Origin of the sequence: Pseudonocardia sp. 73-21, assembly GCF_001899645.1 — a bacterium.
GTDB lineage: Bacteria > Actinomycetota > Actinomycetes > Mycobacteriales > Pseudonocardiaceae > Pseudonocardia.
Genome location: NZ_MKVV01000083.1, coordinates 79,996 through 106,782 on the forward strand (window position 1 = coordinate 79,996; position 26,787 = coordinate 106,782).

Sequence of the window (26,787 nt, forward strand, 5' to 3'; positions counted from 1 at the left end):
CATAGGCTCGCCTAAACAAAGGGGTGGCTGATGTACGTGTGCATCTGCGCGGCGGTGACCGACACCGAGGTCCGGTCCTGCATCGCTCGTGGCGCGCGCACCGTCGAGGAGGTCGGCGACGCGTGCGAGGCGGGCACCGGGTGCGGTTCGTGCCACGACCACATCGACGTCTTCCTCGCCGCGGCCCATGCTCCGTCGGAGCTCTCCGCGCTACCCCTGTCGGCCTAAGGTTTGCCTGGCCATCCGGCAGTCGATCCTGAGTCGATCACGATCGTGGGACGGCGCTACCGTCGCCTCCTCAAGAAGTCGACGAAAAGGACGAAACCGTGCGCGGCGACCCCGAGATCATCGCTCTGCTCAACGACCAGCTGACGAGCGAGCTGACGGCCATCAACCAGTACTTCCTGCACGCCAAGATGCAGGCGAACTGGGGCCTGACGAAGCTGGCGGCCTACACGCGCGACGAGTCGATCGACGAGATGAAGCACGCGGAGAAGATCACCGACCGCATCCTGTTCCTCGAGGGCCTGCCGAACTACCAGAAGCTCGGCACCCTGAAGATCGGCCAGACGGTCAAGGAGCAGCTCGAGGCGGACCTGTCGATCGAGCTCGCGGTGGTCGAGCGCCTGCGTCCCGGCGTCATCATGTGCCGCGGCAAGGGCGACCACACGTCGGCCAACCTCCTCGAGGAGATCCTCGCCGACGAGGAGCACCACATCGACTACATCGAGACCAACCTGGAGCTCATCCAGAAGCTCGGTGAGCCGCTCTACCTCGCCCAGCTGGTGGACCAGCCGCCCGTCCCGGGCTGAGCCGCGCTGTCATAACGGGCGGCGGGACCGCCTCATCCTGCGCGAGCGGGGGTTCGAAGATACGTTCGAGCCATGACTGATGCCGGTAGCACCGCGAGCAACCCCGAGAAGGACCCCGACGACTGGACCACCGGTGACGAGCCGATGACCGGTCCGCAGAAGTCGTACCTGGAGACGCTGGCCCAGCAGGCCGGTGAACAGGCGCCCACGGGCGAGCTCTCGAAGGCCGACGCGTCGAAGCTGATCGACGAGCTGCAGGAGAAGGCCGGCCGCGGCTGAGCCGCCGGGAGCACCCTGTCCGGCAGGGTGCTCCCGCCCCTCCTCCTGTGGATCCGATAATCGTAGTTATGACAGAACGAACGGCACCTTCTCGACCGAGAGGGCCTGTGGGCCCGTCGGGTTGACGGTCACCCGCAGGTAGTCGTTCACGCCGGTCGACCCGTCGACGGTGATCCGGCTCAGGTTGGCGGCCGGCGTGCCGACCCCGTAGAACGTCAGCCACTTCGAGCCCGGCGCGAGCGGGGCGTCGGCGTTGTAGATGTGGCTGTCGCCGTTGAACAGGTACACCGGGCCGCGGTACGCGGCCGCCTGGGCGGCGATCTCCCGCACGAGCGGCTGGAACGCCGAGTAGTCGGCGAACTGCGGGTCCGGGACGGTCGGGTCGAACATGTCGGCCTGCGTGAGCAGCACGACCGCGCGGCTCTTCTTGTCCTTCCGGGCCTCGCGGAAGGTGTCGTCGATGAGTGTCAACGTGGCCGCGGTCCGCCTCTGCACCTCGGCCTGCTGCTCGGGCGTGGGTGCCGTGTTGCCGGTCCAGGGCAGCAGGCTGTTGTTGCTGCCGACGATGTGCAGAGCGGCGAACTGGACACCCGCCCGTTCGTAGGACACGTTCTCCGGGAAGCCGTCGCGGGCCTGCGAGTCGACCTCGACCGGGTGCTCCCCCAGCGTGTGCCCCGGCTTCGGGAAGAACACCGTGCGCACTGCGTCGAGGCGCTCCAGCGGGTTGTAACCGCCGTTGTTGGGCCGGTGGCAGTCGGTCCACTCGTTGTCGCCGGGGGTGTAGACGAGCGGGTCGGCGAAGCGGTCGAACTGCGTCCGGATCATCGCGAAGTAGGCGTCGCTGCACACCGACGAGCCGCTCTTGATGTCGCCGAGGTGATCGACCAGCTGTACCGAGGGATCGGCGTTGATCTGGTCGACGACCTTCGGGAAGGCCGCGATCTGCGCGTCGCCGTACGGGATGTCGCCGATCACCGCGAACGTGAACGGCTTCTCCTTCGCCTCGGCCGTCCCCGGGCCGGCTCCGAGCGCGAGCACCGCGCACATCGCCGCACCGCAGGCCGTCTTCTGCCACCGCTTCATCAGTGCCACCTTCCGTCCACTCGATCAGGCGACCCTAGGCAGCGTCGCTGAACGGAAGGTGTCCGTGAGCGGTCGGTTCAGCCGAGGTCGGCCAGCGCCGCGGCGACGTCGGCGTGCAGCGGGAGGATCTGCTGCAGGTTCATCGTCTCCCAGGGACGGATCACCGCGCGGTTGTCGGGCGCCGAGACCAGGCGTACCGGAACCGGTGACTCGTCGGGCCGCCGCGACGCGGGGGCCCGGGTGGCGAGCTCGGCCAATGTGCCCAACCCGGACGAGCCGAGGAAGCTGACGCCGGTCAGGTCGATCACCACCCCGCCGAGGCCGGGCTCAGTGAGGACGTCGTCGACCGACGTCATCAGGTCGCGGGCGGTATGGAGGTCCAACTCCCCCGAGACGGTGACGACGGCCACCGCACCGACGCGCGAAGTGGTCACGATCATCAGTCGGTCAGCGGACGCGGAATCGCCGGCACTCATCTCTCGCACGGTAGTCGGCCGGGCCGGCGAGCCCCATCCGGCCGTGCGATCGTCGACCGGTGTGCCACCTGGTGCCGCTCACCGGGAGCTCTCCGCCACGTACGGAGTAAACATGGGATGTTAGGTTGTCTGCGTGGAGTTGACGACGGTGCAGTCGGGGCGGGTGTGCGACGAGGTGATGGCCCAGCTGGAGCGGCTCATCGCCGGGGGCCGGTGGCCGGTGGGGACGAAGATCCCGCCGGAGCCCGAGCTCGTCGCGGCGCTCGGTGTGGGTCGCAACACCGTGCGCGAGGCCGTGCGGGCCCTGGAGCACGCCGGGATGCTGGAGCCGCGGCGCGGGGACGGCACCTACGTCCGTGCCACGAGCGATCTCGGGGCCGCGTTCCTGCGCCGCGTCCGCCGTTCCACGGTGCTCGACGTCCTGGACGTGCGCACCAGCCTGGAACGCGACGCCGCCGCGGCGGCCGCCGAGCGCCGCACCGACGCCGACGTGACGGCCATCCGGGCCGCGCTCGCCGACCGCAACGGGGCCGGCCGCGACCGGGCAACGTTCGTCGCCGCCGACATCGCGTTCCACCGAGCCGTGATCGCGGCGACCGGCAACCCGGTGCTGGTGGACCTCTACGCGGGGCTCACCGAGGCCGTGCAGCGCAGCGTCGCGCAGGTCGACGAGCTCGATGACGACCCGGACGGCTTCCCCGGCCACGAGGAGCTGGCCGACGCCATCGAGGCCCGCGACCCGGTGGCCGCCCGCGCCGCCGCCGACTCGTACCTGGCCGCGGCCCGCGCGGTGCTGAACCGGTGACCGCGACACTCACTCCCCCGACCACGCGGGTCCCCACCTGGTGGATCGGGGTCGGCGTCGTCCTCGTCGCAGCCAACCTGCGGCCCGCCGTGGTCGGTGTGTCGCCGCTGCTGGCCGAGATCCGCGCGACGGGTGGGCTCTCCGGCACCGCCGCCGGCGTGCTCACCGCGTTGCCGGTGCTGTGCTTCGGGCTGCTCGCCCCGTTCGCGCCGCGACTGGCGCGGCGCACCGGGATCGAGCGGGCCCTGCTCATCGCGCTCGTGCTGCTCATCATCGGGTTCGGGGTGCGGTCGCTCGACTCCGTGGTGGCGCTGTTCTCCGGGACGGTGCTGGTCGGCGCCGCGATCGCCACGGGCAACGTGCTGCTCCCGGCGCTGATCAAGCGCGACTTCGCCCACCGCACCGGCCTGATGATGGGCCTGTTCTCGATGTCGATCTCCGCCGGTGGGGCGCTCGCGGCGGGCATCACGGTGCCGGTGGAGCGGGCCGCGGGGCTGGACTGGCGGGCCGCGCTGGGCCTGTGGGGGCTCTTCGCCCTGCTGGCCCTGGTGTGCTGGCTCCCCCAGGTCCGCGGAGGCGGCACGACCGTCATGGGCACGGCCCGCGTCGCCGGGCTCACCCGCAGCCCGCTCGCGTGGCAGGTCACGGCGTTCATGGGGCTGCAGTCGCTCGGGTACTACGCGGCGGCGTCCTGGCTGCCCGCGGTGTTCGTGGAGCGCGGCTTCGACGCCTCCGCCGCCGGTTTGCTGCTGTCGCTCTCGAGCGTCACGGGCATCGTCGGGGGCCTGGTCACGCCGGTGCTCGCGGCGCGCTTACCCCGCCAGCGGCTGCTCGCCGCCGGGCTCACCGCGACCGCGGCGCTCGGCCTGCTCGGCGTGCTCACCCTGCCCGGTGCCGAGGTCGTCTCGATGGCGGTGCTGGGGCTGGGCCAGGGCGCCGCGCTCGGGCTGGCGCTGACGTTCATGGCGCTGCGCGCTCCCGACGCCGCCCACGCCTCGCAGCTCTCGGGCATGGCGCAGAGCGTGGGGTACACGGTGGCCGCGGCCGGGCCGTTCGCGGTGGGGGCGCTGCACGATCTCACCGGCACCTGGACCGTGCCGCTGGTGGTGCTGGTGGTGCTGTTCGTGCCGCAGGCGGTCGTGGGTGTGTTCGCGGGAAGGAACCGGCTCGTCGGGCGATGACTCAGGGGGTGGGCGTCGGCCCGTCGGTGCGCGAGGTGCTCGCCCACCTCGTCCGCGACGACCTCGGCGGGGAGGGCGGGGCGACGTCGTCGGGGGCGCGGCCGGTCATGAGGCGATCAGCTTGTGCAGCAGGGCGCGCAGCGGCGCGTCGTCGCCCGTGTGGGAGGCCCGGGACGCAGCGACGTTCTCCTGGGGGTCCATCGCCGACCAGCGCACCGGGTGGCCGGCGTCGCGGGCGAGCTGGGCGAGGAAGGCGCGCTGGGTGCGCCCGTTGCCCTCCCGGAAGGGGTGGAGGGCGTTGAGGTCCGACAGCAGTTCCGTGAGTGCGTCGACGAACGCGTCACGGTCGAGGCCGGTCAGGTACGCGCTACGGGCGAGCCAGGCGAACAGCTCCTCGGCGTCGCCGGCGAGGTGCTCGGGCCGGCAGAACGCCGTACCTCGGCCGATCGCCACCGTGCGCAGCTCGCCGGCCCAGTCGTACACGTCGCCGAAGATGCGGCGGTGGAACGCCTGCAGGTGCGCGAGATCGTAGGCACCGGGCAGTGGCACCCGGTTCAGGTCGTAGATCCGTGACGCCGTGAGCGTGGCCTCGACCTGGCGCAGCTCGTCGGGATCGGTGATGCCGAGGCGGTTGCGCAGGACGCCGGACCCGAGGTCGAGACAGGGATCCCAGCTCACCGGTCGTAACGGGCCAGCACGCGGGCGCGCAGCTCATCGGTGCCGATCTCGCCGGCACCGAGCGCGGTGAACATCTCCAGGTCGTCGGCGCTGGGTTCGAGGCCCTCGACCCGCACCGACGCGAGCGCCTCCGTGACCGCCTCGCGGCGCTCCGACATCTCGACGAGGTGCTGGTAGTGCGACACCGACATGACGACGGCCTCGGGCTTGCGGTGCGCACCCACGAACACCGGCTCGCCCCCCTCCCCCTGCACGCGTCTGAACGTGGCGGCGAGACCGGAGCGGAACTCCCGGAACGACAGCACCTCGGGTGGCTTCACGCGGGCGAGCGTACCCGAATGCGTACGCATTTGCGTCACACCGGGCGCTCATCACCGGTCAGGAGGTGCTCGATCCCGCCCAGAGGTTGATCCCGCCCTCCACCGCGTGCTTGTCGATCGCGGCGAGCTCGTCGTCGGAGAAGGGCAGGTTGTCCAGCGCGCCGAGGCTGTCGTCGAGCTGCGCGACGCTGCTGGCGCCGATCAGCACCGAGGTCACGCGCTCGTCGCGCAGGGCCCAGGCCAGCGCCATCTGCGCCAGCGACTGCCCGCGCGCCGACGCCATCTCGTTCAGCGCGCGGACGTGGGCCAGGGTCTGGTCGGTGAGCAGGTCGGGCGAGAGCGACTTGTCCTGCGACGCCCGCGAGCCCTCCGGCACCCCGTCGAGGTACTTGCTGGTCAGCATGCCCTGGGCCAGCGGGGAGAACGCGATGCAGCCCACGCCCTCCTCCCCCAGCACGTCGAGCAGGTCCTCCTCGATCCAGCGGTTGAGCATCGAGTAGGAGGGCTGGTGGATCAGCAGCGGCGTGCCGAGGTCCTTCAGGATCGCGACGGCCTCGCGGGTGCGCTCGCCGCTGTAGGAGGAGATCCCGGCGTAGAGCGCGCGGCCGGAGCGCACCGCGGTGTCGAGCGCGCCCATCGTCTCCTCGAGCGGCGTGGTGGGGTCGAAGCGGTGGCTGTAGAAGATGTCGACGTAGTCGACGCCCATGCGCGCGAGCGACTGGTCGAGGCTCGACAGCAGGTACTTGCGGCTGCCGCCGCCCTGCCCGTAGGGGCCCGGCCACATGTCGTAGCCGGCCTTGGTGGAGAGCACGAGCTCGTCGCGGTACGGCCGGAAGTCCTGGGCGAAGATCGAGCCGAAGTTCTGCTCGGCGCTGCCGTAGGGCGGGCCGTAGTTGTTGGCCAGGTCGAAGTGGGTGACGCCGCGGTCGAACGCCCGGCGCAGGATGGCGCGCTGGGTCTCGATGGGCTTGTCGTCACCGAAGTTGTGCCACAGGCCGAGCGAGACGGCGGGCAGGTCGAGGCCACTGCGGCCGGTGCGGCGGTAGCGAGCGCTCTCATAGCGCGTGGGATCGGCGAGGTACGTCACGGGTACATCCTGCCTCAGCTCCGGTCGCGCGCCCTGATCCGCAGGCGTGCGGTGCTCGACTCCGCGATCGGCACGAGGCGGCCCGCGTCGACCCGGCAGGACGACCACCGGAGGATGTAGCCCCATGGCACACGTACGACGTCTCGACCACATCGGCATCACCGTCTCGGACCTCGCCTCGGCCACGGCGTTCTTCGTCGGGCTGGGGCTCGAGGTGGAGGGCACCGGATCCGTGAGGGGCGAGTTCGTGGAGACCGTCTGCGCCATCCCGGGCGCGCACTGCGAGATCGTCATGCTGCGCCCGCCCGACGGAGGGTCCCGGCTCGAGCTCTCGAGCTTCGTCACCCCGGACCACCTGCCCGGATCGCCCGCGGCGATGGCCAACGAGCTCGGCCTGCGCAACGTGTCGTTCGAGGTCGGCGACCTCGACGCGGTCATCGGGGAGCTGGCCGCGGCCGGGTACGGGCTCGTCGGCGGCATCGGCGAGTACGAGAACAGCGTGCGGATGGCCTACGTGCGCGGGCCCGACGGGATCGTCGTGTCCCTGTTCGAGCAGGTCGGCTGACCCGGTGACATCCGCCGGGCCCACGGGCCGCCGGAGCACGTGGACGTGGCCGAGGTCGTCACCGTGACCCGGGAGCTGGTCCTCGCCGCGCCGCGGACGGTGGGCACCCGGTGGTCCCGAGCGCGAACCGGCGCGGGGTGGTGCCGACGAGCCGCGTGAAGTGCCGGTGCAGGTGGGCCTGGTCGTGGAAGCCGACGGCGACGGCCACGTCGGCGATCGGCTCGCCGTCGAGCAGCCGGCGGCGGGCGGCCTCCACCCGGCGTCCGGTCAGGTAGCGGTGGGGCGGCAGCCCGAACTCCCGGGTGAACGTGCGCACGAGGTGAGCCGGGTGCGAGTGCAGGACCGCGGCCGCCTCGCGCAGCGCGAGACCCGGCACGAGGTGGGCGTCCAGCAGTTCCCGGAGATCCGCGGCCAGCCGGTGCGGAACGGGATCGGGCGGCGCACCGCGCAGGTGCAGCCGGATCCGGTCGCCGATCAGGGCCAGCCTGCTCTCGGCCTCCAGCTCGGCGCCGGGCCCGTCGACGACCCCGTGCAGCTGCGCGACGCGGGAGCGCAGGAGGTCGTCGTCGAGGGCGGGCGTGGCCAGCGCGGCGCCGGTCAGCGACGCGTCGAGCACGTCGGTGTCGACGTAGAGCACGCGCTTGCGGAAGCCGTCCGCGGTGGCGGCGCGGCCGGTGTGGGCGACGTGGGGCGGGAGCAGCGTGACGGAGCGCTCCAGGGCGCCGTGCTCGTGGTGGTCGAGGTCGTAGCGGATGACGCCCTCGTCGACCACGAGCAGCGTCCAGGTGTCGTGCGCGTGGGCCGGGTAGGCGTGGTCGGTGAACCGGGCGTGGAACACCTCGGTGATGCCGGGCACCCCCGGCGACCAGGCCCGCACGGTCATGCTCCGAACGTACAAGAACCGGCCACGCGGCCGGTCGATGCTGGGTCCCGTGCGATTCGACACCAAGATCGCGGTGCTGCTCCGCGACGATCTCGAGACCTGGCAACGACTGAACGTCACGGCGTTCCTGTGCAGCGGCATCGCCGCGAACCCCGGGCTCCTCGGCGAGCCCTACGCCGACGCCGACGGCACGCCGTACCTGCCGATGTTCCGCCAGCCCGTGCTCGTGTTCGAGGGCGACAAGGCCACGCTGACGGCGGTGCACGAGCGTGCCGTGCGCCGCGGGCTGCCGGAGGCGGTGTTCACCGCGGAACTGTTCGGCACCGGCCACGACGAGGCCAACCGGGCCGCGGTGGCGGCCGTGCCCGGTGCCGGCCTCGATCTCGTCGGCCTGGCCGTGCACGGCCCCCGCAACGCGGTGGACAAGGTGCTCAAGGGAGCCACCCTGCACCGCTGAGGACCCCTACCGGGCCGTCACCGTCTGCACGCTGATCTGGTCGCCCGGTGGGGTGCCCGCGCAGCCGGTGCCGGGCCGCTCGACGTACAGCGACGCGGTGGCGCCCGGTGGATAGACGCGCAGGCCCAGCACCGGGGTCGGCCTGCAGACCGCGGCGTCGTAGTTCTGGACGTTGACCAGCCTGAGTTGGGCCCCGGCGGCCTTGCCCGGCGCCAGGACGACCTCGCCGCCCCGGGGGCCCGACATGGCCGCGGCCGGGCCGACCTGGTGGCCGTCGGTGCCCGCGACGTAGGAGACGCCCGGGAAGCCACGCAGCTCGCACGTGCGGGTGCCGACGTTGGTGAGGATCAACGTCTGGATGACCGACCCGGCGGCGCCGTCGGACGGGCCGAGCGACCCCCTGAGCTCCGGGGTGTCGCACCGCTGCGGGTTCGTGTCGGCCGGGCCGGGCGCGGGCGGTTCGCTGGTCGTCCCGCCGGCGGGCGTGGCGGCCGACGTGGGCACGGCGGCCGTGGTCGGCGCCCCGGCGGCGGTCGTGGCCACGGGCGCCAACGTCCCCGGGTCCGAACAGCCTGCGGCGAGCGCGCCGAGCAGTCCGGCGGCGACGACGAGCCCCCGCCCGCGATGAGTGACGATCATTGGGATCCCCCGATCCTGGTAGTGCCTACCCCTACAACCCAGGACGTCCCGGGGCGGAACCCGTTGCGTCGGCGAACCATCCGATCGGACGACGGTCGATAGGCTGCGGCGGTGTCCGCGACGCGTCTCCTCGTGCTCGGGATGGTCCGCGGTTACGGCCGCACCCACGGCTACCGCATCGGCACCGACCTGATCTCCTGGGGTGCCGACGACTGGGCCAACGTCAAGTGGGGCTCGATCTACCACGCGCTGCGCAAGCTCACCGACGACGGACTGCTCGTCGACCACGACGAGGTGCCGGGCCGCACGGAGTACGAGCTCACCGAACGCGGCGAGGCGGAGTTCCTGCGGCTGCTGCGCGACGCGGTGCGCCGTCCGCAGACCCGTCCGGACTTCCTCGGCGGGGCACTCGCGATGCTGCCCGCCCTCCCCCGCGACGAGGCGATCCGGCTGCTGCGGGAGCGGAGGACGGCGCTGGAGGAGATCCGCGACAAGGCCCAGGGGCAGATCGACGGGCTGGTCGACCCCCGGCACTGGTCGGAGCTGTTCGGGCTCTGGCAGCAGACAGCCGCCGGCGGCGTCGCGTGGACGTCCGGGCTGATCGGACGGCTGGAGGCCGGCGCCTACGCGATGGCCGGCGAGCCGGACTCCCCCGGCCGTCCCGGCAGTTGGCACGAACTCCGCGGACAGGGCACACTCGACGGCCCGCATTCAAACTTGAACAACGGAGCTGCCTCGTGGCCGACACCTCCCGCATCGGGCCGCCGTCGTGGATCAAGGAGATGAACGAGGGGCTGATGGAGCAGGAGCGCCAGGGCGCCCTGGGCTTTCCGCTGTCCGTGCTCACCGTGCCCGGGCGGCGCAGCGGGCAGCCTCGCTCCACCCCGCTCACGGTGCTGGAGAAGGACGGGCAGCGCTACGTGGTGGGCGGGTTCCCCGCCGCCGACTGGATCCGCAACGTCCGGGCCGCCGGGGGCGGCACGCTGACCGTGGGCGGCGTCGAGGAGCGGGTGCGGCTCGTCGAGCTCGACCTCGACGAGGCCCGGCCGATCATGCGGGAGTGGCCCGCCGTCACCCCGCAGGGCGTGGAGATGATGCGCGACGCCGGCGTCGTCACCGACACCACTCCGGACGCGCTGGAGCAGGCGGCCGGGATCTGTCCGGTGTTCCGCGTGGAACGCGCCGTATGACCACCGGGGGATCCCCCACGCCGTCCGGGTGATCGACCTCGGCCCCGACGCGGGCGGGTGGGCGTCGACCGGCCGCCAGCCGAACTGCTGCGCGCCGGGGTCCTGCACCGGGGAACACCTGGCCCGCCACGTCGGTGCAGCCCGCACGGAGAGCGCGACTCGTTCGCACGCAGACCCCGACCCGCGGGTTGTGGGCTGTGCCGCTGGTCGCACCCCGCCTGATGGTGCTCGCGGCCCGGCTAGGGTCGGGTGCGATGGACGTCGGGCTGTTCCTCCTGCTGGTGCTGGCCGGTGTCGGGGCCGGCCTGTCGGGGTCGATCGCGGGGCTCGCGTCGCTGTTCTCCTACCCGGCCCTGCTGGCCGCCGGGCTGCCGCCGGTCACCGCGAACGTCACCAACACCGTGGCGCTGACGTTCAGCTCGCTCGGGTCCGTCGTCGGGTCGCGGCCGGAGCTGACCGGCCAGGGGGCCACGGTGAAGCGGTTCGCGCTGCTGACCGCCACGGGCGGCGCGCTGGGAGCCACGTTGGTGCTGCTCACCCCGCCCGGCGCATTCGAGCGGATCGTGCCGTTCCTCGTCGGCGGGGCGTCGACCGCGCTGCTGTTCCAGCCCTGGTTCCGGCCCGTCCCGGAGCCCGGGACGGGGGTACCGCGCACCAGTGCGGCGGTGGTCGCCGGGGTGTTCGCGGTGGCCGTCTACGGCGGCTACTTCGGCGCGGCGGCGGGCGTGCTCATGCTGGCGCTGATCCTGGTGAGCCTGCCGGTGTCGCTCCTGCAGGGCAACGCGCTGAAGAACGTGCTGCTCGGGCTGGCCAACGGCATCGCGGCGATCGGGTTCGCGTTCTTCGGCGGCGTCGACTGGCTCGCCGCGCTGCCGCTGGCCATCGGCCTGCTGGCCGGGGCCCGCGTCGGGCCGGCGGTGTCGCGCCGCATCCCGACCACCATCCTGCGGGTCGGCATCGCGCTGGCCGGACTGGGCCTGGCCGTCACGCTGGCCGTCGGGGCCTACTGAGCACCGCCCTCCGGACGAGCCCGACGGGCGCCGCCACCGGACCTCCAGCGGGCGCAGACGGCCCGTCCGGCGCACGAGCGTGCCGAGGCCGACCACCACCAGCACGGGCACCACCCCGGGTAAGCGTCAGCGGGTCGCCGCCGCTGCCCCACCGCCGTTTGCCGGCCGGGCGGGCCGGGTCGGCTCCCCGTCCGGTCAGAGCGGTCCGGGCTGGAACGTCGCCACCGAGTGCTCCACCCAGGGGTCGGCGGTGGTCCGCTCCGCCGTCGGGTAGCTCCAGCTCAGCAGGTACTCGGTGTGCGGCCCGACGACACCACGGACGTACTCGACGAGTGTCCCGCCATGCAGAAATCCCGACACGGTGTAGGAGTTCGCCGACGCGTCGACGGTCGTGGTGGTCACCTCGCCCCGCCTGCGCAGGTCCGCGGTGTGGTCGGCCGCCTCGGTGGCCGGCGTGGCCCCGGCCGGGGTCGCCGACGCCGAGGCGGTCACCTCGGTCCGGCCGTCCGCACTGCGGTAGGTCAGTCCCTCTCCACCGGTCGGGGAGGGACCGGCGACCAGGCTCGCAGGGACCTGCACGCTGAAGCCGAACTTCTCGTTGCGGTAGGTCGTCCACTCCGAGCTCGTCGCGTCCGCGCCGGATCCTCTGGCGGTCGCAGAGCCGACCGGAGCGGAGGACGGCGCGGGTCGAGCAGGGGTTGCACCGGCTGCCGGCACGACGCTCGCGCTGCTGGGCGGCGTCCCGTCGGGAGCGGCCTGCGTGGTGCAGCCGCTGAGCACTGTCATCGCGACGACGCCGGCGACCGCGACCCTCGTCGTGCCCCGCGACCCCACGGAGCCCCTACCGAGATCCTGTTTCCCGAACGACGTCACACAGCCCTCCCGACCGGATGGCCCCCGGGGAGGGCCGGAGCCTCCCCTGCACCTTAGGTCGATCTTCCCGTGGCGGCCGGGTGGCCGGACCGGATGCCGGGCCGACCCGACACCGACCCGGTGAACGCAGGTCGACCGGGACACTGCACGGCATGAGCGGACCTCACCGCGGGCGGGCCGTCATCGGAGGGGCGTGACCGCCGTGACCGGTCCGGCGAGCGACGCGCCGTTGCGCTGCAACCACTCCGACAGCGCGCGCTGCACGGCGGGCAGCGGCGGCCGACGGGAGGGGTCGTTGTCCATGGCGGCCTGGAGCAGCGCCAGGTGGGCCGTGCGTCGCGGGAGGTGCGACAGGGGCGCGCCCGAGGCCGCCGCGCGCAGACCCGACACCGCGTCGGGGTGGCCGCCGCGCGGGGGCTGCCCGGTGAGCGCGAACGACACCGTGGCGGCCAGCTGCCAGGCGTCCGAGGCGGGGGTGGCGCGCTCGCCGCACGCCGCCTCGGGCGAGAGGAAGTCGGGCGTGCCCAGCACGAAGCCGGTCTGCGTCATCGTGGCGTCGCCGGACTTGCGCGCGATGCCGAAGTCGATGAGGTGCGCGAACCCGCCGTGGTCGACGACGACGTTGCCCGGCTTGACGTCCCGGTGCATGACGCCCTGCTGGTGGGCGGCGTGCAGCGCGCCTGCGAGGCTCAGCCACACCCGCGCCGCGGCCACGTCGTCGAGCGTGCCGCGGGAGCGCACGAGATCACCGAGCGACATGCCCTCGACGTAGCCCATGACGATCACCATGCCGTCGAGCTCCGAGAGGCCGGCGTCGCTGCGGGCGGGTACGAGATCGTGGATGCGGACGCAGTGCGGGTGCCGCACGGCGGCCAGCGCGCCGGCCTCGCGGCGGATGCGCTGCTCGGTCTCGGCGTCGGGCGCGTGGGCCGCCTTGAGCGCCACCACGTGGCCGAGCCGGGCGTCCTGGGCGAGCCAGACGCGCCCGAAGCCACCGGACCCCAGCCGGCGGATCAGCTGGAACCGCGGTCCGGCCGCGGTGGCGCCGGTGCGGGGTGCGCCGGGGAACGGGGGCGCGGCGATCAGGGTGGGCGGGTTGGATCGCGATGCCGCCGCACGGACCGGCGGCCGGACCGGCGGGGCCGACCGGGGCACCACGGGCGGCTCGGGCGCACGGGCGGCGAACCGCTCGGCGAGAGCGGACCTCGTCGGGGCAGCCTTCGCAGCGGCCGCCTTCGTGGGAGCCGGCCGCACCGGCGGCGGGACCGTCGAGCGGCGGACGGCCTCCCGCGACGGCGTGCCCACCACCAGCAGCACGAAGATTCCCACGAACGACCCGAGCACGGCCCCCAGCCACAGGTGCCCGGCCGAACCCGCCGGCACCCCGACGGTGAGGAACGCCACCGCCGCCGTCGGGATCCAGAAGAACTTCGACGGCCACGCGGGGCCCCGCCGCAGCGCGAGCCGTGCCTGGATCATGACGAACACGGTGACGAGGACCGGCGCGATCACCAGCAGGAACATCGCCAGGCCGAACCGGACGGGATCGGACCCGCCGAACGCGTCCGCGACGCTGCCGATGCCCAGGTACTCGGCCTGGCTGCCCAGCACGTAGCAGGCGTCGCCGCCCAGCTCGCGCAGCGCAGGCCGGCCGAGCCCGGAGAAACCGCCGCTGGCGGCGGCGGTGAAGATCCGCCCGGTGGCCGTGAACACGAGCAGCGGCAGCAGGCCCGCGGTGACGAGCCCGGCCGCGGCCAGCACGAACGACTCCGCGGCGCCGTAGCGGGACCCGATGCGCTTGCGCAGCAGCGCCACCACCAGCGCGCCGACGGTGGGCAGCAGCCCGACCCCGACACCCAGCGCGGAGACGGCCCACGGCCAGCTGCCGGGGCAGAACTGTGGCGCGACGGCCCGGTGCAGGGTGACCAGCAACCCCGCGAGCAGCGCGGCGACCCCCTCCACGCCGTCGTCCCCCTCCCGGGCCCCGAACCGCTCGGTGGCACCGCCACCACTATGGCATCGGATCGGGTGGGCGTGCCGTCAGCCCACGCCCACGACGGCGTCGGACGCCGCCCGCAGCGACGCGAGATCGCCGAACCCGGCCAGGGCCAGGGTGATGTCCAGCTCGGCCAGCACGCTGCGCAGCACGTGCCGAACCCCGTCCTGACCGCCCAGGGCGAGGCCGTAGGCGTACGGGCGGCCCAGCAGCACCGCGTCGGCGCCCAGGGCCACGGCCACAGCGGCGTCGGCGCCGGTGCGGACACCGGAGTCGAACAGCACGGGCACCCGCCCCTCGACGGCGGCGAGGATCCCCGGCAGCGTGGCGAGCGACCCGACGGCCCGGTCGACCTGCCGGCCGCCGTGGTTGGACACGACGATGCCGTCCATGCCGACGTCGAGGGCGCGCAGCGCGTCGTCGACGTGCTGGATGCCCTTGAGCACGATCGGCCCGTCCCAGTGCTCGCGGATGAGGTCGAGCCGGTCCCAGCGCAACGCGGTGCCGGTGAACATCGGCACCCAGCGCCCGACCGCGGCCATCAGGTCGTCCTCGGGGCTCTTCGCGAGCCCGGCCCGGAACGCGGGGTCGGAGAACGGGGTGGCCGTGCCCACGCCGCGCAGGAACGGCAGGTAGGCCCCGTCGAGGTCCATGGGACGCCAGCCGAGCGTCCAGGTGTCGAGGGTGACGACGAGCGTGGTGAAGCCGGCGGCGCGGGCCCGGTTCAGGATGCTGACCGTGACGTCGTCCTCGGTGGGCCAGTACAGCTGGTACCAGCGGGAACCGGCGCCGGACGCGTCGGCGACCTCCTCGATGCTGTGCGACGACGCGGTGGACAGGATCATCGGCACGTCGAGCTCGGCGGCCGCGCGGGCCACGGCGAGCTCGCCGTCGGCGTGCATGATCGAGAGCACACCGATCGGGGCGAGCAGCAGGGGCGCGGGCATCGTGGTGCCGAGGATCGTGGTGGACCAGTCGCGTGTGGTGGTGTCGCGCAGCATGCGCGGGACGAGCCCGTGGCGGTCGAACGCCTCGCGGTTGGCCCGCATCGTGGCCCCCGACCCCGCTCCCCCGGCCACGTAGCCGTAGGGCCCGTCCTCGAGCACCGCGCGTGCGGCGAGCTCGAGCCGGGCCGGATCGGTCGGGTAGGCGGGCCGCTCCCCTCCGAGCCCACGCAGGTAGATCTCGGCGGCGTAGCTGGAGAAGGACGCACTCATGGGTGGAACTCCCATCCGACGAACGGCACTCTCGTCGGAACCTATGCGACGAGAGTGCCGTTCGTCCCAGGGGGCTGGCACGATGTCTCGGGTGACCGATCTTCGCTCCCTCGCGCTGCTGCGTCGGGTCAAGGACCGGATCGACCGCGAGTACGCCCAGCCGCTCGACGTCGAGGCGCTCGCCCGGGGCGTGCACATGTCCGCGGGGCATCTCAGCCGGGAGTTCCGGCTCGCGTACGGCGAGTCGCCCTACTCCTACCTGATGACGCGCCGCATCGAGCGCGCGATGGCGCTGCTGCGCCGGGGTGACCTCAGCGTCACCGAGGTCTGCTTCGCCGTCGGCTCCTCGTCGCTGGGCACGTTCAGCACGCGCTTCACCGAACTCGTCGGCGTGTCCCCGAGTGCCTACCGGCGCGACGCCGCGGACGCGACGGTGGGCATGCCCTCGTGCGTGGCGAAGCAGGTGACCCGACCGGTCAGGAATCGAGAAGCGCCGGCCGGCGCGTCGCACCTAGCCTGACCAGCATGGACGAGGGAGCCGCCGTGAGCGTGCACGCCGCCGACAGCCACGACCTGATCCGGGTGACCGGCGCGCGGGTGAACAACCTCAAGGACATCAGCGTCGAGATCCCGAAGCGGCGGCTGACCGTGTTCACCGGGGTGTCCGGCTCGGGCAAGAGCTCGCTGGTGTTCCACACGATCGCCGCCGAGTCGCAGCGGATGATCAACGAGACCTACAGCGCGTTCGTCCAGGGCTTCATGCCGTCGCTGGCCCGTCCGGACGTCGACGTGCTCGACGGGTTGACCACCGCGATCATCGTCGACCAGCAGCGGATGGGCGCCGACCCCCGCTCCACCGTCGGCACGGCCACCGACACCGGCGCGATGCTGCGCATCCTGTTCAGCCGGCTCGGGCAGCCGCACCTCGGCCCGCCGCAGGCGTTCTCGTTCAACGTGGCGTCCATCAGTGGCGGGGGCGCGGTCACGTTCGAGCGCGGCGGGCAGAAGGTGAAGGAGCGGCGCAGCTTCAGCATCACCGGCGGCATGTGCCCGCGCTGCGAGGGCCGCGGCTCGGTCAACGACATCGACCTGGCCGCGCTCTACGACGACAGCAGGTCGATCAACGAAGGTGCCATCACCATCCCCGGCTACAGCATGGAGGGGTGGCACGGCCGGATCTTCCGCGGCTGCGGCTTCTTCGACCCGGACAAGCCGATCCGCGACTTCACGAAGAAGCAGCTGAACGACCTGCTCCACAAGGAGCCGACCAGAATCAAGGTCGAGGGCATCAACCTGACCTACGCGGGGCTGATCCCGTCGATCCAGAAGTCCTACCTGTCCAAGGACATCGACGCGCTGCAGCCGCACATCCGCGCGTTCGTGGAGCGCGTCGCCACCTTCACCACCTGCCCGGAGTGCGACGGCACCCGCCTCACCGAGGGCGCGCGCTCGTCGAAGATCAAGGGCATCAGCATCGCCGACGCCTGCGCCATGCAGATCAGCGACCTCGCCGCGTGGGTCGGCGCCCTCGACGAACCGTCCGTGGCCCCGCTCCTGGCGAACCTGCGCCACACGCTCGACTCGTTCGTCGAGATCGGGCTGGGCTACCTGAGCCTGGACCGGCCCTCGGGCACGCTCTCGGGCGGCGAGGCCCAGCGCACCAAGATGATCCGTCACCTCGGCTCGTCGCTCACCGACGTCACCTACGTCTTCGACGAGCCGACGATCGGCCTGCACCCGCACGACATCGCGCGGATGAACGCCCTGCTGCGGCAGCTGCGCGACAAGGGCAACACGGTGCTCGTCGTGGAGCACAAGCCGGAGGCGATCGCCATCGCCGACCACGTCGTCGACCTCGGCCCCCGCGCCGGCTCGGCGGGCGGCGAGATCGTGTTCGAGGGCACCGTCGAGGGTCTGCGCACGAGCGGCACACTCACCGGCAAGCACTTCGACGACCGCGTGTCGGTGAAACCGGAGGTGCGGACGCCGTCCGGGGCGCTGGAGGTGCGCGGCGCCCGCACCCACAACCTGCAGGGCGTCGACGTCGACATCCCGCTCGGTGTGCTGGTCGTGCTCACCGGTGTGGCGGGCTCGGGCAAGAGCTCGCTGGTCAACGGCTCGGTGGCCGGCCGCGACGGCGTGGTCGCGATCGACCAGGGCGCCATCCGCGGCTCGCGCCGGAGCAACCCGGCCACCTACACCGGCCTGCTGGAGCCGATCCGCAAGGCGTTCGCCAAGGCCAACGGCGTCAAGCCCGCGCTGTTCAGCGCCAACTCCGAGGGCGCGTGCCCCAACTGCAACGGCAACGGCGTCGTCTACACCGACCTGGGCATGATGGCCGGTGTCGCCCACCCCTGCGAGGTGTGTGAGGGCAAGCGGTTCGACGCCGCGGTGCTGGAGTACAGGTTCGGTGGCCGCGACATCAGCGAGGTGCTCACCATGTCGGTGGCCGACGCCGAGCTGTTCTTCGCCGCCGGCGACGCGAAGCTCCCGGCCGCCCACAAGATCCTCGAGAGGCTGGTCGACGTCGGGCTCGGCTATCTCACCATCGGCCAGCCGCTCACCACGCTGTCGGGCGGCGAGCGCCAGCGGCTCAAGCTGGCCACGCACATGGGCGAGAAGGGCGACGTCCTCATCCTCGACGAGCCGACGTCCGGCCTGCACCTCGCCGACGTCGAGCAGTTGCTCGGGCTCCTGGACCGGCTCGTCGACGCCGGCAAGTCGGTGATCGTCATCGAGCACCACCAGGCGGTGATGGCCCACGCCGACTGGATCATCGACCTCGGGCCGGGCGCCGGCCACGACGGGGGCCGGATCGTCTTCGAAGGCACGCCGGCCGACCTGGTGGCCGCCCGCTCGACGCTGACGGGCGACCACCTCGCGGCCTATGTCGGGGCGTGATCGGTCAGGATCCGAGAAGCCCGGAACCCCCCGCCATCGCTACCGTGACCAGCATGGACATCACGATTCACTCCACCTTCCTCCCGCACGACGACCCGGACGCGGCGCTGGCCTTCTACCGCGACAAGCTGGGCTTCGAGGTCCGCCAGGACGTCGGCTACAACGGCCTCCGCTGGATCACCGTCGGCCCACCCGGACAGCCCGACACGTCGGTCGTGCTGAACCCGCCGCAGGCCAACCCCGGCCTCACCGACGACGAGCGCCGCGTCATCGCCGAGATGATGGCCAAGGGCACCTTCGGTGCGATCCTGCTGGCCACCAAGGACCTCGACGGCACGTTCGAGCGGCTGCAGGCCGGCGACGTCGAGGTCGTGCAGGAGCCCACCGAGCAGCCCTACGGCGTGCGCGACTGCGCCTTCCGCGACCCGGCGGGCAACATGGTCCGGATCCAGGAGCTGCGCTGAGTCCGACCGGTGCGGGATGTCGACGCCGGCCGCACGCAGGTCCGCCTCGATCAGCGCCCGTCAGCCGGACCAGGGCGGGAGACTCGTCCGCCGGTGGTTGTCGATCAGGTCGTGCCGGGCGGCGGCGTCGGACCCGGCCCGCATCCACCGACGGTGACCATCCCGGTCCGCGTCGAGGGGGCGAGTCGCTCATGCGTTCAGCGTGGGCCCAGACCTCGGGGCGGGGCTCTCTATCCGGCGGCGGTCCAGGTCGGCGTTGAGGCGGGCGAGCAGGGTGGCGAGAGTGTCACCGTCACCGTCCGACCAGCCCGTGAGGACCGCGGCGAGGCCGGCCCGCCGGACGTCCCGGACCCGGGCCACCTGCGCGCCGCCCGCGGCCGTCAGCTCCACGAGCACCGCACGCGGGTCGCGGTCGGGCCGGGTCGTGACGAGCCCGGCGGCCGCCAGCTTCGCCACGTGCCGGCTGGCCGTCGGCTTGCTGACGCCGAGGCGGCGGGTGAGCTCCCCGAGCCCCTGCGGGCCGTGCTCGTCGACGAGGGCGAGGACCGGGTAGGTGTAGCGGTCGACCGGTCCGGCGCCGTACCCGCTGGACCAGACCTCCTCCAGCGTGCGGCGGACCAGCACGGTGATCTCCCGTTCGACCCGGGCCAGGGCGTCGTCGGTGATGAGGACACCTCCGTGCGAATCGGGACGTTCGGAGCGAACGAGGCTACTCCTGTTGCACGATCGACCGTTACGCCGTGCAATGTTTCTCGTAGGTAAGACGCACGTGACGGAAGGTCGGGGACATGTGCGGAATCTGCGGATGGGTGGACCACGAGCGCGACCTGGGGGCGCCGGACGCCCGGCGTGAGCTGGCGGCGATGACGGAGACGATGGCCTGCCGCGGCCCGGACCAGGAAGGCACCTGGGTGGACGGGCCGGTCGCTCTCGGGCACCGGCGGCTCGCGGTGATCGACGTGCCGGGCGGGCGCCAGCCGATGACGCTGCCGGTCGGCGACGAGCAGACGATGACCATCGTCTACAGCGGCGAGACCTACAACTTCCGCGAGCTGCGCGAGCGCCTCGCCGCGGCCGGCCACCGCTTCGAGACCAGCAGCGACACCGAGGTGGTGCTGCACGCCCACCAGGAGTGGGGTGGCCGCGACCCGCGCCACGCCGTGCGCGAGCTCAACGGCATGTTCGCCTACGCGCTCTGGGACAGCCGCACCCGCGAGCTGGTGCTCGTGCGTGACCGGCTGGGCATCAAGCCGCTCTACTACTACCCCACCCCGCACGGCGTGCTGTTCGGCTCGGAGCCCAAGGCGATCCTGGCCAACGCCGCCGCGAAGCGCGTCGTGGACCTGGCCGGACTGCGCCGGGCGCTGTCCTGGGTGGCCGACCCGGGCAACGCGGTGTTCCGGGACATGCGCGAGGTTCCGCCCGGTCACGTCGTGCGGATCAACCGCGACGGCATCCGCGAGCTGCGCTACTGGGCGCTCGAGGACACCGGCCACACCGACGACGTGCCCACCACGGTCCGCACCGTCCGGGACCTGCTCGAGGACACCGCGAAACGGCAGCTGATCAGCGACGTGCCGCTGTGCACGCTGCTCTCGGGCGGGCTCGACTCGTCGGCGCTCACGGCGCTGGCCGCCAGGCACCGCGCCGATTCCGGGGAGGGGAGGGTGCGCTCGTTCGCCGTCGACTTCGTCGGCTACAACGACAACTTCGCCGCCGACGACGTGCGCGGCACCCCGGACGGCCCCTACGTGCAGGAGGTCGCGCGGTTCGTCGGCACCGACCACACCGACATCACGCTGTCCACCGAGCAGATGATGGACCCGGGCGTGCGGGCGGCCGCCCTGCACTCCCGCGACCTGCCGATCACCGCCGGCGACCTGGACACGTCGCTGTACCTGCTGTTCAGGGCCGTCCGCGAGCGCTCGACGGTGGCGCTGTCGGGCGAGTCCGCCGACGAGGTGTTCGGCGGCTACCGCGACTTCCACGACGCCGACACCGTCGCCGCCGACACGTTCCCGTGGTTCGCCGGCCGGATGATGAAGCAGGCGAACGCCGGCCCGACGCTGTTCGACGAGCGCCTCACGAAGGAGCTCGACCTGCCCGGCTACCTCGACGCGCAGTACCGCCGCGCGCTCAGCGAGGTGCCGCAGCTGACCGGCCCCGTCGCGGCCGATCCGCACGAGCGGCGGATGCGCGAGATCTGCTACCTCTACCTCACCCGGTTCCTGCCCAACCTGCTCGACCGCAAGGACCGGATGAGCATGGCCGTGGGCCTGGAGGTGCGCGTGCCGTTCTGCGACCACCGGCTCGTCGAGTACGTCTTCGGCACGCCGTGGGCGCACAAGAACTTCGACGGCCGTGAGAAGAGCCTGCTGCGCGCGGCGACGGCGGACCTGTTGCCGGAGTCGGTCGTGCGGCGCGTCAAGAGCCCGTACCCGTCGACGCAGGACGCCGGGTACGAGCGGGTGCTGCGCGAGGGCGTCGGGCGCACCGTGGCGAACCCGGACTCGAAGGTGGCGCCCCTGCTCGACGCGGCGTCGGTGCGCGCGCGCCTGACCGAGACCGTCGACGGCCGGTCCGCGATGGCCGACCGCATGCAGTGGGAGCAGGTGCTCACGCTCGACTCCTGGCTGACCGACTACCAGGTGGACGTGCAGCTGTAGGGCGGCTCCGCCGCCCGTGCGCGGAAATCAGGGCCAGGGCACTGATTTCCGCGCACGATCTCCCCTCGGGCCGGAATGTTCGGCTGCCGGGCGCGTTGGCGCTGAGGGAGTGCCGAACCCGAGGAGCCTGCCATGACGCTGACCTATCCCGGTGCACCGTTCGGGCCGAAGCCGCCCACCACCGTGAACTACCGGATCGACGGCCCGGCCCACAAGCTGCTGATGCACCCCTACCCGCGCCGGATCCGGGCGGAGTTCGCCGGGCGCACGGTCCTCGACACCACCGCCGGCGTGCTCCTGCACGAGACGGCGCTGCCGCCGCGGCTCTACGTGCCCGAGGCCGACCTCGACGCCTCGGCGTTCGTGGCCACCGACCTCTCCACGCACTGCCCGTTCAAGGGCGACGCCACCTACCGCTCGCTCGTCGTGGGCGACCGGACCGTCGAGAACGCGCTCTGGGCCTACCCGACCCCCACGGCCGAGGCGCCGTGGCTGGCCGGGCTGGCGTCGCTGTACTGGGAGGCGGCCGACGCCTGGTTCGACGAGGACGAGCAGGTCAAGGGGCTCACCGACCCCTACCACCGGGTGGACGTGCGCGCGTCGAGCCGGCACGTCGAGATCTTCGCCGGCGACGAGCTGATCGCCGAGACCCACCGCCCGCTGGTGGTGGCCGAGACCGGGCTGCCGCTGCGCTTCTACCTCTCCCCCGACGAGGTGAAGGTGCCGCTGGAGCCCACCGCCACGTCCACGCACTGCCCGTACAAGGGCGACGCCCGCTACTGGACGGTGCGCCTCGGCGACGGCCGCGAGCTCACCGACGCCGCCTGGGGCTACGACGAGCCGTTGGCGGAGTCGGCCCGCCTCGCGGGCCGCGTCAGCCTCCTGCACGACGACCTGCGGATCGTGGTGGACGGCGCGGCCACCTAGTCCTCGTCCACCAGGAGTGCCTCCAGCGCCGGCATCGCGGTGTGCAGCGCGGCGAGCTGGTCGGGGTCGAGCCGGGCCAGGCGCCGCGCCACCAGCGCGGTGCGGTGGCTGCGCACGTCGTCGAGCTGGGCGGAGCCGAGCTCGGACAGCGTGATCAGCACCCCGCGGGCGTCCTGGGGGTCGGGCTCGCGGTAGACCAGACCCTGGTCGACGAGCGAGGTGAGCACCCTGCTCATCGTGGGCGCGGTGACCGCCTCCCGGCGCGCCAGCTCCGACAGGCGCAGCGGCCCGTGCTGCTCGACGGTGACCAGCGCGGAGAGCTGCAACGGCGGGATGGACTCGTGGCCGTCGATGCGGATGCGGCGGTTGAGCCGACCGACGGTGAGGCGGAGGCGGGCCGCGAGATCGGTACGGGCGTCATCGGCCGTGGGATCGGCCGTGTCGGCGGTGCGCGCACTCATCGTGCCATCGTGCCATCTCCGCTGATCAGCCCGTGGCCACCCCGACCGTTCCGGACAAATCAGACCTTGCGCAGCCGGATCCCGGTCACGTTGTGGTCGGCCCCCTTGCGCAGCACGAGGCTGGCGCGGCCGCGGGTGGGCTTGATGTTGTCCACCAGGTTGGGGCCGTTGATCGTCGCCCAGATCTGCTCGGCCCGGGCGACCGCCTGGTCCTCGTCGAGCTCGGCGTAGCGGCGGAAGTAGGACTCCGGGTCGCGGAACGCGGTCTCGCGCAGCCGCAGGAAGCGGTCGACGTACCAGCGCCGGATGTCGTCGGTGGCGGCGTCGACGTAGACCGAGAAGTCGATGAAGTCGCTCACCGCGAGCGAGCCCGAGCCGCTGGGCTGCAGGACGTTCAGGCCCTCCAGCAGCAGGATGTCGGGACGGTGCACGGTCATCCGCTCGCCCTCGACGATGTCGTAGACGAGGTGGGAGTACACCGGCGCCGTCACCTCCGAGCGGCCCGCCTTCACCTCGGTGACGAACCGCAGCAGCGCGCGCCGGTCGTAGGACTCCGGGAAGCCCTTGCGCTCCATCAGGCCGCGCCTGGCCAGCTCGGCGTTGGGAAGCAGGAACCCGTCGGTGGTCACCAGCTCCACCCGCGGGTGCTGGGGCCATCGGGCCAAGAGCAGGCGCAGCAGCCGTGCGGTGGTGGACTTGCCGACCGACACCGACCCCGCGATCCCGATGACGAACGGCGTCCGTGCGTTCGTGTTGCCGAGGAACGTGCGGTAGGCGCGGTAGAGCCGGCCGCCCTCCTGGACGTGCAGCGTGAGCAGCCGCGACAGGGGCAGGTAGACGTGGCGGACCTCGTCGAGGTCCACGGCGTCACCGAAGCTGCGGACGCGGTCGAGCTCCTCCGCGGTCAGCGGCAGCGGGGTGGCCTCCCCCAGCTTGGCCCACGACGCCCGGTCGAAGTCGACGAAGGGCGACGAGGCCTCACGCGCACCGGTGCGGCTGCCGTTCATGAACCAGCAACCTAGAGGCCAGACCGCTTCCGGTCGCCCCGAGGTGACGCGCGGCTCACCGAACAGTCGGTGGGCGGGCCTGCTGGCCCCGCGCGCGGCACTCCCGGCTGTGGACCTGCATCGGCGCCCCCGGCAGCGCGGCCGGGCACTCCCGGTTGGACCGGGCGGCCTACACTGGCCCCACCCTTCTCGAGGAGTCGTCCCCGTGCCCACCGCACGCCCCGCCGAGCCGGGCTGCTGTACGGGGCCGGGCAATGCCCGGCTCCCCCGCGCCGGTGTGGGTGTGTCGTGACCGTTCTCTGGTCCCTGCTCGGCCTGCTGGCCGTGGTCGCGCTGACGGCCGGCACCGCCGTGTCCGTCGCGTCGGAGTTCGCGCTCACCGCGCTGGAGCGCAGCCAGGTCGACAGCCACGTCGCCGAGTGCGATGACCGGGCCGCTCGCCGGGTGCAGCGCGCCCACCGCAACCTGTCGTTCCAGCTCTCGGGCAGCCAGCTGGGCATCACCGTCACCACCCTGGTCACCGGCTACATCGCGGAGCCCGCGATCGCGGCGCTGTTCCGCCCGGGCCTGGTCGGCATCGGCATCCCCGCCGGGTTCGCCGACGGCGTCGCCACCGTCCTGTCCCTGCTGCTGGCCACCACCCTGTCGATGGTGTTCGGCGAGCTCGTGCCCAAGAACCTCGCCATCGCCGACCCGCTGCGTACCGCCCGCGCCGTGGTCTGGCTGCAGAGCGGGTTCGCCACCACGTTCCGCTGGCTGATCAGCGGCCTCAACGCGCTGGCCAACACGATCGTCCGACGCCTGGGCGTCGAACCGGCCGAGGAGCTGCGCTCGGCCCGCTCACCGCGGGAGCTCAGCTCGCTCGTGCGCACCAGCGCCCAGCACGGCACCCTCGATGCCGGCACCGCCACCCTGCTGGACCGCTCGCTGCGCTTCACCGACCGCGTGGCCGAGGACCTCATGACCCCCCGCGTGCGCAGCGAGTTCCTCGCCGCCGACGACACGGTGGACGATCTGGTCGCGCTGTCGCGGCGCAGCGGCTTCTCCCGCTTCCCCGTCTACGACAGCGACCCGGACGTCGTGCTCGGCGCCGTGCACGTCAAGCAGGCGTTCGGGGTGCCGGTGCCCGACCGCGCGCGGGTCACCGTGCGCGAGCTGATCCAGCCGGTGCCGACGGTGCCCGAGTCCCTCGACGGCGACGCGCTGCTCACCACACTGCGCCGGTCCGGGCTGCAGATTGCCCTGGTGGTCGACGAGTACGGCGGCACCGCCGGCATCGTCACGCTGGAGGACCTCGTCGAGGAGATCGTCGGCGAGGTGCGCGACGAGCACGACCGCGTCGAGCAGGCCCGCGTCCGGCCGCTGGCCACCGGGGTGTGGCTGATGTCGGGGCTGCTGCGCGCCGACGAGGTGGCCGAGGCCACCGGCTTCGAGATGCCCGAGGGCGAGTACGAGACCCTGGCCGGGCTGGTGCTGGCCCGGCTGGGCCGCATCCCCGACGTCGGCACGGACCTCGTCGTCGCCGGATGGCGCCTCACCGTGATGCGCCGCGACCGCAACCGGCTGGCCGAGCTGCGGCTGGCCCGTCCGGGCGCCACCGTCGACGTCGCCGGGCGTGCGGTCCCGGAGGTGGCCCGTGGGTAGCGACCTGCTCGCGCTGCTGGCCGCCGTCGCGCTGCTGGCCACCAACGCGTTCTTCGTCGGCGCCGAGTTCGCGCTGGTCTCCGCGCGCCGCGACCGGCTCGACGCCATGGCCCGGTCCGGGGTCGCCGGCGCCCGCACGGTGCTGAAGGCCGGCGCCGACCTCTCCCGCATGCTCGCGGCGTCGCAGCTGGGCATCACGATCTGCTCCCTGCTGCTGGGCCGCCTCGGCGAGCCCGCGGTCGCCCACCTCATCGGGCGGCCCTTCACCTGGGCCGGGTTGCCGGAGGCCGTGCTCGAACCGATCGCGTTCGCGCTGTCGCTCGCCGTCGTGGTGGTGGCGCACATGGTGATCGGCGAGATGGTGCCCAAGAACATCGCGATCGCCGGTCCGGAACGCACCGCGATCCTGCTCGTGCCGCCCTTCCTCGTGTTCACCACCGCGATGCGCCCGTTGATCGAGCTGTTCAACGTCATGGCCAACGGGGTGCTGAAGCTGCTGAAGGTGGAGCCGCGCGACGAGCTGGAGGCGGCGTTCACCTCGGGCGAGCTGGCCGACCTCATCGCCGAGTCCGGCCGGGAGGGGCTGCTCGACGACGACGAGTCCCAGCGCCTGGAGCGCACGCTGAGCTCCGTGGGGGCCACGGTCGTCGACGTCCTCATCCCCCGTGACGAGTTCGTGGTGCTGCCGGTCCGGCCGCTCGTGAGCGACGTGGCCCGGGTGGTGGCCGACACCGGGTTCTCCCGGTTCCCGGTGCTCGGCCCCGAGGGGCGCTTCGCCGGCTACCTGCACGTCAAGGACATCCTCGACCTCATCGACGACGCCGGCGCCGAGGTGCCCGCGGAGCGGGTACGCGCCCTGCCCGAGGTGCGCGCCGCGGCCCGGCTGGACGAGGCGCTGGCCGAGCTGCGCCGCACCGGGGCGCACCTGGGCCGGGTCAACGACGCCCGCGGCGTCACGGTCGGGCTGGTGACGCTGGAGGACCTCATCGAGCACTTCGTCGGCACGGTGTCGGACTCCACCCACACCACACGCTGAGCGCCAGGTCCTCAGGGCCAGGGCCGCCGCCACGGGCCGTCGCCGGCTCGAACCCCGTGACCAGCGCGAACAGCAGCATCGTGGGCGACCACCATCGACCCGGGCGCGGCACCGCAGGGTGCGGCCGGCC

General features: G+C 72.7%; 30 protein-coding genes. 17 read left to right on the top strand and 13 right to left on the bottom strand.

Going from position 1 to position 26,787, the window contains the following annotated elements; translation table 11 throughout:
- Positions 1-30 precede the first annotated feature (30 nt).
- From BGP03_RS26220 to BGP03_RS26230, 3 genes are all read left to right on the top strand, one after another.
- Positions 31-228: a (2Fe-2S)-binding protein gene (locus tag BGP03_RS26220; protein WP_296375427.1), complete on the top strand. Its 198-nt coding sequence runs from the start codon at positions 31-33 to the stop codon at positions 226-228.
- A gap of 98 nt (positions 229-326) precedes the next feature.
- Positions 327-812, top strand: a complete 486-nt coding sequence (gene bfr / locus BGP03_RS26225) for a bacterioferritin (RefSeq protein ID WP_298797731.1) — start codon at positions 327-329, stop codon at positions 810-812.
- 72 nt (positions 813-884) lie between these two features.
- A complete protein-coding gene (locus BGP03_RS26230; protein WP_296375424.1) occupies positions 885-1,091 on the top strand; it encodes a DUF3072 domain-containing protein in 207 nt (68 codons plus the stop codon).
- Between the two features lie 66 nt (positions 1,092-1,157).
- Here the strand turns inward: BGP03_RS26230 and BGP03_RS26235 are convergent, their stop codons facing one another.
- Positions 1,158-2,174, bottom strand: coding sequence for a metallophosphoesterase (locus BGP03_RS26235; RefSeq protein WP_296375423.1), 1,017 nt, complete (start codon positions 2,172-2,174; stop codon positions 1,158-1,160).
- 77 nt (positions 2,175-2,251) lie between these two features.
- Positions 2,252-2,650 (bottom strand): STAS domain-containing protein, encoded by a 399-nt coding sequence (locus tag BGP03_RS26240; RefSeq protein ID WP_296366392.1) that lies wholly within the window; start codon positions 2,648-2,650, stop codon positions 2,252-2,254.
- Between the two features lie 133 nt (positions 2,651-2,783).
- Between BGP03_RS26240 and BGP03_RS26245 the strand changes: the two genes are divergently transcribed.
- On the top strand, positions 2,784-3,455 hold the full coding sequence (locus tag BGP03_RS26245; RefSeq protein WP_296366394.1) for a FadR/GntR family transcriptional regulator: 672 nt from the start codon (positions 2,784-2,786) through the stop codon (positions 3,453-3,455).
- On the top strand, positions 3,452-4,636 hold the full coding sequence (locus BGP03_RS26250) for an MFS transporter (protein WP_298797728.1): 1,185 nt from the start codon (positions 3,452-3,454) through the stop codon (positions 4,634-4,636). Before BGP03_RS26245 ends, BGP03_RS26250 begins: the two co-directional genes overlap by 4 nt.
- A gap of 105 nt (positions 4,637-4,741) precedes the next feature.
- Here the strand turns inward: BGP03_RS26250 and BGP03_RS26255 are convergent, their stop codons facing one another.
- From BGP03_RS26255 to mgrA, 3 genes are read right to left on the bottom strand one after another with little or no spacing between them, the layout of a single operon-like run.
- A complete protein-coding gene (locus tag BGP03_RS26255; RefSeq protein WP_296366400.1) occupies positions 4,742-5,314 on the bottom strand; it encodes a Fic family protein in 573 nt (190 codons plus the stop codon).
- Positions 5,311-5,634 (bottom strand): type II toxin-antitoxin system Phd/YefM family antitoxin, encoded by a 324-nt coding sequence (locus BGP03_RS26260; protein WP_296366402.1) that lies wholly within the window; start codon positions 5,632-5,634, stop codon positions 5,311-5,313. Before BGP03_RS26260 ends, BGP03_RS26255 begins: the two co-directional genes overlap by 4 nt.
- Positions 5,635-5,692: 58 nt before the next feature.
- Positions 5,693-6,721: an L-glyceraldehyde 3-phosphate reductase gene (gene mgrA, locus BGP03_RS26265; RefSeq protein ID WP_298797726.1), complete on the bottom strand. Its 1,029-nt coding sequence runs from the start codon at positions 6,719-6,721 to the stop codon at positions 5,693-5,695.
- Positions 6,722-6,845: 124 nt separating this feature from the next.
- Between mgrA and BGP03_RS26270 the strand changes: the two genes are divergently transcribed.
- On the top strand, positions 6,846-7,286 hold the full coding sequence (locus tag BGP03_RS26270) for a VOC family protein (RefSeq protein WP_296366406.1): 441 nt from the start codon (positions 6,846-6,848) through the stop codon (positions 7,284-7,286).
- A gap of 58 nt (positions 7,287-7,344) precedes the next feature.
- Here the strand turns inward: BGP03_RS26270 and BGP03_RS26275 are convergent, their stop codons facing one another.
- On the bottom strand, positions 7,345-8,169 hold the full coding sequence (locus tag BGP03_RS26275; protein WP_296366408.1) for an AraC family transcriptional regulator: 825 nt from the start codon (positions 8,167-8,169) through the stop codon (positions 7,345-7,347).
- A 37-nt stretch (positions 8,170-8,206) separates the two neighbouring features.
- Between BGP03_RS26275 and BGP03_RS26280 the strand changes: the two genes are divergently transcribed.
- Positions 8,207-8,626 (top strand): DUF2000 domain-containing protein, encoded by a 420-nt coding sequence (locus BGP03_RS26280; protein WP_296366409.1) that lies wholly within the window; start codon positions 8,207-8,209, stop codon positions 8,624-8,626.
- A 6-nt stretch (positions 8,627-8,632) separates the two neighbouring features.
- On the opposite strand, the gene BGP03_RS26285 is transcribed toward BGP03_RS26280, so the two are convergent.
- Positions 8,633-9,265, bottom strand: a complete 633-nt coding sequence (locus BGP03_RS26285; RefSeq protein WP_298797723.1) for a DUF4232 domain-containing protein — start codon at positions 9,263-9,265, stop codon at positions 8,633-8,635.
- Between the two features lie 111 nt (positions 9,266-9,376).
- On the opposite strand from BGP03_RS26285, the gene BGP03_RS26290 reads away from it, so the two are divergent.
- The 3 genes from BGP03_RS26290 (at position 9,377) to BGP03_RS26300 (ending at position 11,465) form a co-directional block, all read left to right on the top strand.
- The gene (locus tag BGP03_RS26290; protein ID WP_296366413.1) at positions 9,377-10,051 is read left to right on the top strand and encodes a PadR family transcriptional regulator; all 675 of its coding nucleotides are present in this window, start codon (positions 9,377-9,379) and stop codon (positions 10,049-10,051) included.
- Entirely contained in the window at positions 10,003-10,455 is a 453-nt protein-coding gene (locus BGP03_RS26295; protein ID WP_298797721.1) for a nitroreductase family deazaflavin-dependent oxidoreductase, read from the top strand. The genes BGP03_RS26290 and BGP03_RS26295 overlap by 49 nt, the downstream gene beginning before the upstream one ends.
- A 254-nt stretch (positions 10,456-10,709) precedes the next feature.
- A complete protein-coding gene (locus tag BGP03_RS26300) occupies positions 10,710-11,465 on the top strand; it encodes a sulfite exporter TauE/SafE family protein (RefSeq protein WP_298797821.1) in 756 nt (251 codons plus the stop codon).
- Positions 11,466-11,660: 195 nt separating this feature from the next.
- On the opposite strand, the gene BGP03_RS26305 is transcribed toward BGP03_RS26300, so the two are convergent.
- From BGP03_RS26305 to BGP03_RS26315, 3 genes are all read right to left on the bottom strand, one after another.
- Entirely contained in the window at positions 11,661-12,251 is a 591-nt protein-coding gene (locus tag BGP03_RS26305) for a hypothetical protein (RefSeq protein ID WP_296366420.1), read from the bottom strand.
- Positions 12,252-12,518: 267 nt separating this feature from the next.
- Positions 12,519-14,300, bottom strand: a complete 1,782-nt coding sequence (locus tag BGP03_RS26310) for a serine/threonine-protein kinase (RefSeq protein ID WP_298797719.1) — start codon at positions 14,298-14,300, stop codon at positions 12,519-12,521.
- A gap of 78 nt (positions 14,301-14,378) precedes the next feature.
- A complete protein-coding gene (locus BGP03_RS26315) occupies positions 14,379-15,551 on the bottom strand; it encodes a lactate 2-monooxygenase (RefSeq protein WP_296366422.1) in 1,173 nt (390 codons plus the stop codon).
- Positions 15,552-15,633: 82 nt separating this feature from the next.
- Between BGP03_RS26315 and BGP03_RS26320 the strand changes: the two genes are divergently transcribed.
- The 3 genes from BGP03_RS26320 to BGP03_RS26330 are packed head-to-tail and all read left to right on the top strand — an operon-like array spanning position 15,634 to position 18,916.
- On the top strand, positions 15,634-16,071 hold the full coding sequence (locus BGP03_RS26320) for an AraC family transcriptional regulator (protein WP_296366423.1): 438 nt from the start codon (positions 15,634-15,636) through the stop codon (positions 16,069-16,071).
- 5 nt (positions 16,072-16,076) lie between these two features.
- Positions 16,077-18,452, top strand: coding sequence for an excinuclease ABC subunit UvrA (locus tag BGP03_RS26325; RefSeq protein ID WP_298797716.1), 2,376 nt, complete (start codon positions 16,077-16,079; stop codon positions 18,450-18,452).
- A 53-nt stretch (positions 18,453-18,505) separates the two neighbouring features.
- A complete protein-coding gene (locus BGP03_RS26330; RefSeq protein WP_296366425.1) occupies positions 18,506-18,916 on the top strand; it encodes a VOC family protein in 411 nt (136 codons plus the stop codon).
- A gap of 189 nt (positions 18,917-19,105) precedes the next feature.
- On the opposite strand, the gene BGP03_RS26335 is transcribed toward BGP03_RS26330, so the two are convergent.
- The gene (locus BGP03_RS26335; RefSeq protein ID WP_296366427.1) at positions 19,106-19,540 is read right to left on the bottom strand and encodes a MarR family winged helix-turn-helix transcriptional regulator; all 435 of its coding nucleotides are present in this window, start codon (positions 19,538-19,540) and stop codon (positions 19,106-19,108) included.
- 164 nt (positions 19,541-19,704) lie between these two features.
- Between BGP03_RS26335 and asnB the strand changes: the two genes are divergently transcribed.
- Both asnB and BGP03_RS26345 read left to right on the top strand, forming a co-directional pair.
- Positions 19,705-21,582: an asparagine synthase (glutamine-hydrolyzing) gene (asnB, locus tag BGP03_RS26340; RefSeq protein ID WP_296366428.1), complete on the top strand. Its 1,878-nt coding sequence runs from the start codon at positions 19,705-19,707 to the stop codon at positions 21,580-21,582.
- A 132-nt stretch (positions 21,583-21,714) separates the two neighbouring features.
- Complete coding sequence (locus BGP03_RS26345; RefSeq protein WP_296366429.1) at positions 21,715-22,509, top strand: DUF427 domain-containing protein; 795 nt, start codon at positions 21,715-21,717, stop codon at positions 22,507-22,509.
- Here the strand turns inward: BGP03_RS26345 and BGP03_RS26350 are convergent.
- Positions 22,506-22,970, bottom strand: coding sequence for a MarR family transcriptional regulator (locus tag BGP03_RS26350; protein ID WP_296366431.1), 465 nt, complete (start codon positions 22,968-22,970; stop codon positions 22,506-22,508). The two genes, BGP03_RS26345 and BGP03_RS26350, sit on opposite strands and share 4 nt — an antisense overlap.
- Positions 22,971-23,029: 59 nt before the next feature.
- Positions 23,030-23,977, bottom strand: coding sequence for a type I pantothenate kinase (gene coaA, locus BGP03_RS26355; RefSeq protein WP_296366433.1), 948 nt, complete (start codon positions 23,975-23,977; stop codon positions 23,030-23,032).
- A 288-nt stretch (positions 23,978-24,265) separates the two neighbouring features.
- On the opposite strand from coaA, the gene BGP03_RS26360 reads away from it, so the two are divergent.
- Both BGP03_RS26360 and BGP03_RS26365 read left to right on the top strand, forming a co-directional pair.
- Positions 24,266-25,621 (top strand): hemolysin family protein, encoded by a 1,356-nt coding sequence (locus tag BGP03_RS26360; RefSeq protein WP_296366435.1) that lies wholly within the window; start codon positions 24,266-24,268, stop codon positions 25,619-25,621.
- On the top strand, positions 25,614-26,657 hold the full coding sequence (locus BGP03_RS26365) for a hemolysin family protein (protein ID WP_296366437.1): 1,044 nt from the start codon (positions 25,614-25,616) through the stop codon (positions 26,655-26,657). Before BGP03_RS26360 ends, BGP03_RS26365 begins: the two co-directional genes overlap by 8 nt.
- The last annotated feature ends 130 nt before the right edge of the window (positions 26,658-26,787 follow it).